Raw genomic sequence first — 9,953 nt, forward strand, 5'->3', positions numbered from 1 at the left:
ATTAAAACAGATATACTATTATTATCACTTTTTCGGCCGTTTAAACATGTGTGCAAATAAAAAGAACGCCGAACCGGCGTTCTTCCCTGTTTTCTTTTTATTTCATTGCCCGCAGTGCGTTTACCACCGCGATCAGCGTCACGCCCACATCGGCAAATACTGCCCACCACATATCCGCGATGCCCGTCACGCCAAGCACCATAACCGCCGCCTTCACGGCAAGCGCGAAAATGATGTTCTGCCATACGATGCGCCGTGTCCTGCGCGACAGCCGGATGGATTCCGCCACCTTTGAAGGTTCGTCCGTCATCAGCACTACGTCCGCCGCCTCGATCGCTGCGTCGCTTCCTGCGCCGCCCATCGCGATGCCTACATCAGAACGCGCAAGCACGGGCGCATCGTTGATGCCATCCCCCACAAAAGCCGCACGCCCTTTTTTCTGCTGTATCTTCTCCAGCACGCTGACCTTATCCTGCGGCAACAGTTCCGTATATACCTCGTCGATGCCGATGTCCGCTGCAACCGTTTCGCCGATCCGCTTTGCATCACCTGTGAGCATAGCCGTCCCCACACCCATCGACCGCAGCGCCGACGCTGTTTCGCGCGCGTCTTGCTTGATCTGGTCGGCAATCAGTATGCTTCCTAAAAACTTACCGCCCCGTGCCACATACAGCACAGTGCCTACCTCATTTACTTCTGTAAAGCTGATCCCGCTGCGCTCCATGAGTTTTGCGTTGCCCGCCAGCACCTCTTGCCCGCCGTCCGTAATAGCGCGTACGCCGTATCCCGCTTCTTCGCTGTAGTTTTCCAATGCAGGAGCCTCTTTGCCGTAGGCTGCCAGCACGGATCTTGCGATCGGATGTGACGAATTGAGCTCTGCGCTCGCGGCGTTCGCCAGTACCCCTTCTTCACTCACACCATCTGCCGCAAATACCTTTTTGACTGCAAACTCACCCTTTGTCAGCGTCCCCGTTTTATCGAAAACAACCTCCGAGACTTCCGTCAGCGCTTCTAAATAATTCGCACCTTTGATCAGGATGCCTTTTTTGGACGCACCCCCAATGCCGCTGAAATAGGTGAGCGGTACGGAAACCACCAATGCGCACGGACACGAGATAACCAAGAACAGCAGCGCACGGTATACCCACGTCGCCCAATCGCCCGTCACAAGGGAGGGAACGACCGCTACGATCAGCGCGCCTGCACACACGATCGGGGTATAGTAGCGCGCAAATTTGGTGATAAATTTTTCAGTATGCGCTTTTTTACTGCCCGCGTTCTCCACCAGATCAAGTATCTTTGCGACCGTGGATTCTCCAAACTCTTTTGCGACACGTATCTCGAGCAGGCCGCCGCCATTCACACTTCCCGCGAGAGCCGCGTCCCCTTCCGCTACCTCCCGCGGCATGCTCTCCCCGGTGAGCGCGCTTGTATTGAGTGCAGACGCTCCTGTTTGGATCACTCCATCAAGCGGTATCTTTTCAAACGGTTTTACAACGATCACATCGCCGATCTTGACGCTTTGCGGATCGACCCGTTTTACGTCATCGCCCTGTTTTAAGTTCGCGTAATCAGGACGGATATCCATCAGCTTGGTGATAGATTTTTTGCTCCTGTCGACCGCAATGTCTGAAAGCGTCTCCCCGATCAGGTAAAACAGCATGACCGCCGTACCTTCCGCATAGTCTGTCAGAATGAAGGCGCCGATGGTCGCCACCGTCATCAGGAAGTTTTCGTCAAACACCTTCCCTTTCAGTATGTTCTTTCCTGCTGCTGCAAGTACGTTGATCCCAAGGATCAGGTAGGCGGCAAAGAATACCGCAAACCGTGCCCATTCGGGAAGATCGACCGTATTTTGTAAAATAATGCCGAGTGCAAAGATCGCCGTACCAACTATGATCCTCAAAAGATAGGTTTTCGGTTCCTCTTTGCTGTGCGTATGCTCATGCCCGCACGCGCAGCCGTCTGCTTCGTGGTCATGCCCGTCATGCGTATGGTCGTGTCCTGAGCCGTTCAGTTCACATGCGCATTCCATGTGCTCTGCGTGCTCATGCTGTTCGTGTTTCATATTTTGTTGCCTCCAATCATATGAATATATGTTCATTTGTTCATATGTATTATACCATACCCACATGTTTTGTAAACTATTTTTTTGAAAAAAATAAAAAAGACAGTCCCGCAGGACTATCTTTATTTATCAAAGTTGAACCGTAGTATTCCTATCATGCTTCTATTAATGTATGTTACCGCAGCCTTAGATGACTATTTGCATTCCGAGTCTGCGCACTGCGCTTGCAAAGACATCGGAAGCAAACACCGCATCACGTCTGCGGATCGATCACGCACAGAACGTCAGCAGTCAAGGATTTGCGCGAACGAGTTAGACGGCACGCAGTGCGTCTGTTGTTTGAAGTGCAGCGTAAATTCTTGCTGGTGACGTAACACATATGAATGCCGGATACGACCTCAGTGCCGTATGTGCTCCAGAACCTGATCTACGATGTGCAGCACATGCGCGTCATCTAAACTATAAAATACGTTTTTGCCCTCCTTGCGGCTTTTTACAAGGCGTGCCGCCTTCAGATTCCTGAGCTGGTGCGATACCGCGGACTGCTCCATATTGAGCTGCTCACATAAACAAGCCACGCATACCTCGCTGCCATGCAGCGCAAAAATGATCCTGAGGCGGTTTTGATCGCTCAGCATCTTAAAAATCTGGCTCATCTTATCCAGTTCTTCCATACTTTGTTTCATCATACCTGTGCCTGCTCCTCGTATTGCTGCTGCAACTGGTCTAAGATGATATATGCTTTCAAAAGCGAAGCAACAGTTTTTGCGTCCGTGATCTCCCCGCGGATCACCATTTGTACAGCCTCCGCAATCGGTATTTTTTCCACCTTGACGAATTCCCCAGCGTCGAGGCATTGTTCGCGCTGCTCGACGCTGACCGCCATATACATATGGATCACTTCGTCGCAAAAACCGACGCTGGAATAGATCTGTCCCAAAGATATCATATCCGTTGCAACAAGCCCCGTTTCCTCTTTTAACTCACGCAGCGCCGCGTCATACGGGTTTTCTTCCGGATCGATCTTTCCCGCAGGGAGCTCTAGGAGCACCGTGCCGAACGGATAACGGAACTGGCGTACAAAATATACGTTCAGGTCGTGATCGATCGCGCATACGCTTACCCCGCCCGGATGCCGTACTACCTCCCTGATGGACGTATTCCCGTCCGGCAGGCGCACCGTATCTTTTTCTACATTAATGATTGCACCATCGTAAATCGATTCTGACGACAATGTGGTTTCTTTCATTTCATCCAAATTCATGCGGTTGCACTCCTTTTTCATACATTTCCCTTATTCTATCACGCTGCCCGACAGAAATCTATCCCCGCTATTTCAATTGCACACGATACGCATATTTGTTATAATGTGAAGGAATCTTGATGGAGGCATTTATGCGAAACAAAAAGGCGCCGGCTATCCTGCTGGCTGTACTATTATTGATAACGATTTTTCCGGCGGGCGTATTTGCCGCGCCGACAGACGAACCGGAGGTTCCGGTCGTTCCCCAACCTGCTTCTACAGTCAAAATATACCACACAAACGATGTGCACGGCAATGCGGACGCAACACCCGATTCCGTAGGATATGCGCGCCTTGCGACATATATCAAGCAGGATGAGGCGGACGGCAAGCTTCTTTTTGACGCGGGCGACGCATTCCACGGCAGCACCTTTGCCACTCTGAGCAAAGGACAGGGCATCGCCGAAATCATGAACGCTCTTGAATACAACGCCATTGTACCTGGCAACCATGATTTCAGCTATGGCCTTTCGGCACTTCAAAAGCTGACGGAGGCCTCGGGCGCCAATGCGTTATCCGTCAATATCATGCAAAACGGACTACCGCTTTTTGATTCCTACCATATTTACAAAACCGGCGGGATGAAGATCGGCGTACTTGGTATTTCCTCTCCGACTGCCCTTGGCAGTACGGAGGATGGAGGCCTTACCGGCGTCGATTTGTTGAATGGCGAGCTCCTTTACCAAAAAACGCAGCAGGCTGTCAATGAAATGCGTCAGGAAGGCGTGAACGCAGTGATCGCTCTCACGCATCTTGGTACCGGACAAAATTCCGATCCATCCAGTGTGGATATTGCCACGCATGTGAGCGGCATCGATCTGATTGTCGACGGCTATTCCCACGCGCTGTATCCCAATGGCTATACAGATTATCCCGGCTATGTCGCAGGACAGACCCCTGTGATCGTACAGGCGGGCAATGCGCTGGAGGCATTTGGCGTCGTGGAGCTGAGCTTTGACGAAAACGGGGCGATCATGGGCATCCTTCCCTTTACCGTAGATGCGGAAAGCGTTGTCAATGTGACCGCCGACAAAAAAGTCGGTTCTATCATCGGCACCTATGCGCAGGAACAGCAGACCTTCCTGCAACGTTCGATCACCTCTTCGCCTGTTTTTCTCAATGGAGAGAGCGAATTTGTATATACCGGCCCTACGAACTTCACGACCATGGTAGGCAATGCCATGCTGAGCGAAACAGGCGCGGATGTCGCGCTTTTTGCGGGCAAAGCAGTGCGTACTTCCATTCCCGCCGGCGATATCACGGCAGCAGAGCTCAACAACGCCTTGCCGTATGGAGATTATGTTGTGACAACTACCGTTTCGGGCAGGGAACTGAAAAACATACTGAACGATCACATGGTTCTCGGCTCCGAAGATTTTGCACAGTTTACGGGCATTGATGTCGTTGCTGAAAAATATCTGACTGCGGACGGCAGCTATGCGGGACGCGTCACATCTATCACAAGGGACGGTGCGGAAATTCTTGATACCGACCAGTTCATTATTGCGACGACGGGTGATCTCTACAACGGAGACCTTGGTTATCGCTTCAGCGCGCCGCTCATCCGTGAATACCACACGCTTTACGAAACGGTGGGAAATTATTTCAAAGAATCTTCCGAAGATATGTTTTTAGATACGGCACAGGGTGCGCAGTTTGTTTTGCTCGAGCAGATCATCGATACCGATGATATTCTTTCCAAGCTGCTCATCGCGGTTCCTGTCGATATCCATGTTGCCCTCACCCGTCCGACCGTTGTTTCCGAGAATATTTTATATGCGCTTATAGGGCAGGAGCGTAACCTTGTATTCACCGTTGACGGCGTTTATCCTTACGGATTTATTTTCAATGGCGCCACTCTGAATTCTCCCAGCAATGTAAACCTTGAGGCGGATGTATCCCAGACGCCGCCGCCCGACAAGAAACGTGCTTCCACTGCCGACAAAGATGCTTTCTTTGTTAATTTGAGCGGTAACCAAACCATTCCTTCTTCCGTTTATATGCAGATGTATGTCGGCAGCGCGTACGAACCGGGCAGCACCGTCTACATCTACTATTATGACGCAAATAACGATATCCTTCCCTATAACGAGGACGGTATTACCGTCATGGAGGACGGTTCCATTGTCTTCCCCGCCCAGGCAGGCAGTACCTACCTGATCAATTCCAAGTTGCTCAACGCGGCGACAAGTTACGAGCTTCCCTCTCCTGAAAATCCTTATTCCCTTGGGATTTTTGTGATCTTTGCTGTGTTCATCGCGTGGGCGGTATTCTTCTTGATCACAAAGAAAGGAAGCCAAGCTAAAAAATGAAAACAGGACGGATCTATACACTTGTCCTTTCCCTGCTGCTGATTGCGGCAGGTATTCTTTTGATCGTTTTCCCTTTGGCAACCATGCTCACATTTTCTATTTTGCTGGGCATCGTTCTTGCCATATACGGCGCGCTTACCATTATCGGCTTTTTATTCGGCCGCTATAGCTCTCTTGCGGTAACGCTCAATATGCTTCTCAGTGGTATCATTACACTGGTTTTTGGTATTATCCTGATTGCAAATCCTGACATTGCCGGTCATTTGCTTGCCATTTTTATGGCTTGCTGGATGGTGCTCATGGGTGCGATTAAGGTGCTCATCGCCTATACATACAAAAAAGCGCAGCTCAGGCAATGGCTTTCGACGCTTATTGCCGCGCTTTTGTCTATCGCGTTCGGGCTTATTACAGCTTTCAGCCCCTTGATACAATTCCTGATTCTTGATCTTGTAATTCCCATCTATCTGATCGCCCTTGGCGCATCTAACTTATGGAGTATCCTTTCCGACCGACTTTCCGATCGTGCGCGCGTTCCTCTACCGTTGTGGCTCGAGGCTTTTATGCCACAGAAGGTATTAAAGAACTTAAAACAGACGATTTCCACGGAAAACCCCGAAAGCTTTGCTCCCGACTCCCTGTATATTGATGGCATGCCGCTCACAACGGACAGCATTGAAGTCTTTGTACATCTGTCTGAGCGTTCAGCAAGCGCTTTTGGGCATGTGGATATCGGTCTTGGAGATTATGTGCTTTCTTACGGCAACTATGATCATTCAAAGGATGCCATTTCCCTTGCCGGTCTTTTGTATGACGGCGTGTTCTTCGTGTGTCCGCGTAAGGATTATATCCGCTTTTCGTTGCGCGACGCTGGCAAGACGATCATCGGCTATCAGCTTGAACTAAACGAGCAGGCGCAGCGGCAGGTCGTGAGGAACACAATGGCCTTTCTTGAGGATTGCACGCCCTGGTCGCCGCGTGAAGAAGACCGCGAAACAAACGATTATTCCTGGGCGCTTAAGGAAATGGGTGCGCATCTTTATAAGGTATTTCAGGGAAAGTTCAAAACATATTTTGTGCTCAACACCAACTGTGCGCTTCTTTCAGAAGTCTTGCTGGACGGTACGGGCGTGCCCCGCTCACGTGCTTTTGGCGGCGTTGTGACGCCCGGTTCTGCGTATGCGCTCTACGAAAAGGAGCTTAGCCGCCCGCATAGCCTCGTTGTTTCTAAAAAAGCGTATCTGAATAACGAAATGCTGCGCGAGCTTGCGGCGGAAAACGATATCGGTTAAAAATCCCTTTTACGCGCGTCGTTTTGGGGTATCATTAATATATCAAATCAATAGGGGGTACTACTATGATCAGTAAAAAAATGGAATCTATGCTCAACGAGCAAATGAAAAACGAATTTTTCTCAGCTTATTTCTATCTTGCGATGGCTGCATGGTTCTCTTCTAAGAACCTGAACGGTTTTGCCAACTGGTACCGGATCCAGGCACAAGAAGAACGTGACCATGCCACGATGATCATGGATTATACATTGCGCGTGGGTGCCAATGCCGAATTTTTGACGATCGAAGCGCCGGATGCAAATTTTGCTTCGCCGATGGATATTTTCGAAAAAACGCTCGAGCACGAGCAAAAGGTCACGGCAATGATCAACGATCTAATGGGTGCTGCCATCGACGAACGCGATTTCAAGACACAGCAGTTCCTGCAATGGTACGTGAGCGAACAGGTCGAGGAAGAAGAAAACGCGACCGGCCTGATCGAAAAGCTTCGCATCGCTGGCAACAGCGAGGCCGGAATTTTGTATATGGATGCAGAAGCGGCGACGCGTGTCTATACGCCCGCTGTGCAGGCGACGACCTGAAAAAGTTAACAGATAAAAAAGAGCCGACCATCCGGTCAGCTCTTTTTCTTTGTTTTGGTTGTTTTCTTTGCTGCGTTTTCCTTTTGCCGCGCCGCCTCTTTTTCTGCATAGGCGATCAGCATATCGAACACCAACCTGGAACGTTTGTCCACATTTCCCACACCGTAAAGCGAAATCGAGTTTAGCATACCAAACAATAACTCGGACAGCACCTCCGCGTCTTTTTCCGTAATATCTACTTTGTATTCCATAAACACACGCGTGATCAGTTCCACAAAAAGCTGCTGCACCTGCTTACGTATCCCAAACAACGTGCGCTCTATATATTCCTTGTCCGATTCAAAGTTGACGACTTGGTTGATCACATCTTCCGGCGTTTCTACCATGCGCCCGATAAAGCAATAGATCGCGCCGTAAAGCGCCTCCTTGGGCTGCTTGCCGAACACCGTCTCCATAAACTGCGTCATGATCTGCTCGATCTCTCCCGCGAGCACCTGTGCCAGCAGCGCCTCTTTGTCTTCAAAATGCGTATATACCGTACCTACTGCAAGCCCGCTCACCTCAGCGATACGCCGCATGGAAAGGCTGTCGTATCCTTCCTTATGATATATCTCCAAAGCGGCGGTAATAATCTTTTGCGTAACGTCTTCTATTTTCTTAGGCATGTCTTCTCTCCTTCGTCACTTTATTGCTCTGCGTTTGAGTCAATGAGTCCCAGTGCATATTTCTCCTGGGTTTGTCGAATATACTTAAATATCTGTACCGCAAATATTACGGCAATCAGTCCCGAAATGATATCCGCCACGAATGGTGATATCATAATCCCTTTAATCCCCATCACACTCGCAAGCACCAGCACGGTCGGAATGAGGCATACTCCCTGCCGGGAAATGGATAGCACGAGCGCGCCGGCGGCACGTCCGAACGCCTGATGTGTCATCATCATGATCAAAGTGAACGCCGTCAGCGTGAACCCTGCCGTAAACCATCGCAGCGCCGGAACGCCGATCTGCGCCACATAATCGTCCGTCGTAAAAATTCGCATCATCTGTGGGGCAAGGACGTAACAAAGAAGCGTTACAACCGCGCCAATCGCAAGGGCGACCGTAATGCCAAACTTCATGGCAGATTTCAGCCGGTCAAATTTGTATGCCCCAAAATTATACCCAGCAACCGGCTGGTATCCTTGGGCAAAGCCAAAGATCAGCGCAAACCCCAAAAACTGTATCCGGTTCACGATGCCAAATGCGGCGATCGCCCCGTCCCCATAGGGTTTTGCGCACACATTGATAACTGCAAACCCAATCGCTGCCAGGAGCTGCGTCAAAAAGGTCGAGGAACCGATGCGCGTGATATAAGAAATGATCTCCTTATCGAAGCGGAACCCCTTCAACCGAAAAGGAGCCACCACCTTTTTGCGCCAGTAATTAGAAGAAAGGATAATAAAGGACACAACTTGCGATATCGCCGTTGCGACCGCAGCACCCATCACACCCATATCAAACGTAAAAATAAAGATCGGATCAAGTACGATGTTCAGCACTGCGCCGATGACCATACCCGTCATGGACTGCACTGCACTCCCCTCTGCGCGCAGCAGGTTGTTAAACGCCATATTGGTAAGCTGTACGGGCGACGCCAAAAACATGACGATCGCATATTCGAGAGCAAGACCGATCGTGCTGTCGGAGGCTCCCAACCACAAAAGAAGGGGGCGCGCACTGAGACAGCCAACGACCGCAACCAATATGCCCATCAAAAATGCAAGCGCGATCGTAGTCGTCGCAGTCTTTCCTGCTTTATCGAGCTCCTTTGCCCCAAGCAATCGGGAAAGGTATGCAGCACCGCCGGCAGCAAACAAAATAGATAGCGCCTGCGTTGTGAGCATGATCGGCATAAATACCGACACCGCCGCCGTCCCCAGATAGCCCTCCGGCGAGATGCTTACAAAGTAAGTGTCCGCCATGTTATAGATTGCCATAACGACCATGCTGATGATTGCCGGGATCGCCAGACGGATGATCGCTACCGGAACTTTTGCCGTACCCATCATTTGCGCGCGTGCGTCTATTTTCTCTTCCATATTTATGCCTCACGCCCTTTTTTCAAAGGTTTTTGCTGAACGTACGTTCATTATAATACCATATTAATATCTTAAAAAGCGGATGTCAATGTATGCGATAAAGTTTTTTTCTTGTATAAGACAAGGCGTTCAGATATAATAAATGATGTATCAAATAAGGATGGAGTGAAAATTATGTTCAAAATTTTGCAGAAGGAAGACCTGGCGAACAACATCACAAAAATGGTGATTGAAGCGCCGCTGATCGCAAAGAAAGCGCAAAGCGGACAGTTTGTGGTGCTTCGCACACACGAAAAGGGTGAGCGTTTTCCGCTGAC

8 protein-coding genes and 1 pseudogene are annotated in these 9,953 nt (G+C 50.0%); 4 read left to right on the top strand and 5 right to left on the bottom strand.

Going from position 1 to position 9,953, the window contains the following annotated elements:
* Positions 1–97: 97 nt before the first annotated feature.
* The 3 genes from VB081_RS14150 to VB081_RS14160 all read right to left on the bottom strand — a co-directional run bounded on the left by VB081_RS14150 (position 98) and on the right by VB081_RS14160 (position 3,332).
* A complete protein-coding gene (locus tag VB081_RS14150; RefSeq protein WP_323401423.1) occupies positions 98–2,068 on the bottom strand; it encodes a heavy metal translocating P-type ATPase in 1,971 nt (656 codons plus the stop codon).
* Positions 2,069–2,466: 398 nt separating this feature from the next.
* Positions 2,467–2,757 carry an ArsR/SmtB family transcription factor gene (locus tag VB081_RS14155; RefSeq protein WP_323401424.1) on the bottom strand — a complete coding sequence of 97 codons (291 nt, stop codon included), beginning with the start codon at positions 2,755–2,757 and terminating at the stop codon, positions 2,467–2,469.
* Positions 2,754–3,332, bottom strand: coding sequence for an NUDIX hydrolase (locus tag VB081_RS14160; RefSeq protein WP_323401425.1), 579 nt, complete (start codon positions 3,330–3,332; stop codon positions 2,754–2,756). The genes VB081_RS14155 and VB081_RS14160 overlap by 4 nt, the downstream gene beginning before the upstream one ends.
* 131 nt (positions 3,333–3,463) lie before the next feature.
* On the opposite strand from VB081_RS14160, the gene VB081_RS14165 reads away from it, so the two are divergent.
* From VB081_RS14165 to VB081_RS14175, 3 genes are all read left to right on the top strand, one after another.
* Positions 3,464–5,683: a bifunctional metallophosphatase/5'-nucleotidase gene (locus VB081_RS14165; RefSeq protein ID WP_323401426.1), complete on the top strand. Its 2,220-nt coding sequence runs from the start codon at positions 3,464–3,466 to the stop codon at positions 5,681–5,683.
* The gene (locus VB081_RS14170) at positions 5,680–6,972 is read left to right on the top strand and encodes an HdeD family acid-resistance protein (protein ID WP_323401427.1); all 1,293 of its coding nucleotides are present in this window, start codon (positions 5,680–5,682) and stop codon (positions 6,970–6,972) included. Before VB081_RS14165 ends, VB081_RS14170 begins: the two co-directional genes overlap by 4 nt.
* Before the next feature lie 65 nt (positions 6,973–7,037).
* The gene (locus tag VB081_RS14175; RefSeq protein WP_323401428.1) at positions 7,038–7,553 is read left to right on the top strand and encodes a ferritin; all 516 of its coding nucleotides are present in this window, start codon (positions 7,038–7,040) and stop codon (positions 7,551–7,553) included.
* 35 nt (positions 7,554–7,588) lie between these two features.
* On the opposite strand, the gene VB081_RS14180 is transcribed toward VB081_RS14175, so the two are convergent.
* Together VB081_RS14180 and VB081_RS14185 are read right to left on the bottom strand one after the other, a co-directional pair.
* Positions 7,589–8,218 carry a TetR/AcrR family transcriptional regulator gene (locus tag VB081_RS14180; protein ID WP_323401429.1) on the bottom strand — a complete coding sequence of 210 codons (630 nt, stop codon included), beginning with the start codon at positions 8,216–8,218 and terminating at the stop codon, positions 7,589–7,591.
* 20 nt (positions 8,219–8,238) lie between these two features.
* Entirely contained in the window at positions 8,239–9,636 is a 1,398-nt protein-coding gene (locus VB081_RS14185) for an MATE family efflux transporter (RefSeq protein ID WP_323401430.1), read from the bottom strand.
* 174 nt (positions 9,637–9,810) lie between these two features.
* On the opposite strand from VB081_RS14185, the pseudogene VB081_RS15105 reads away from it, so the two are divergent.
* Positions 9,811–9,953, top strand: a pseudogene (locus VB081_RS15105) (sulfide/dihydroorotate dehydrogenase-like FAD/NAD-binding protein); the annotation flags it as partial.

Source organism: Christensenella sp. (assembly GCF_034927525.1).
Taxonomy (GTDB): Bacteria; Bacillota; Clostridia; order Christensenellales; family Christensenellaceae; genus Christensenella.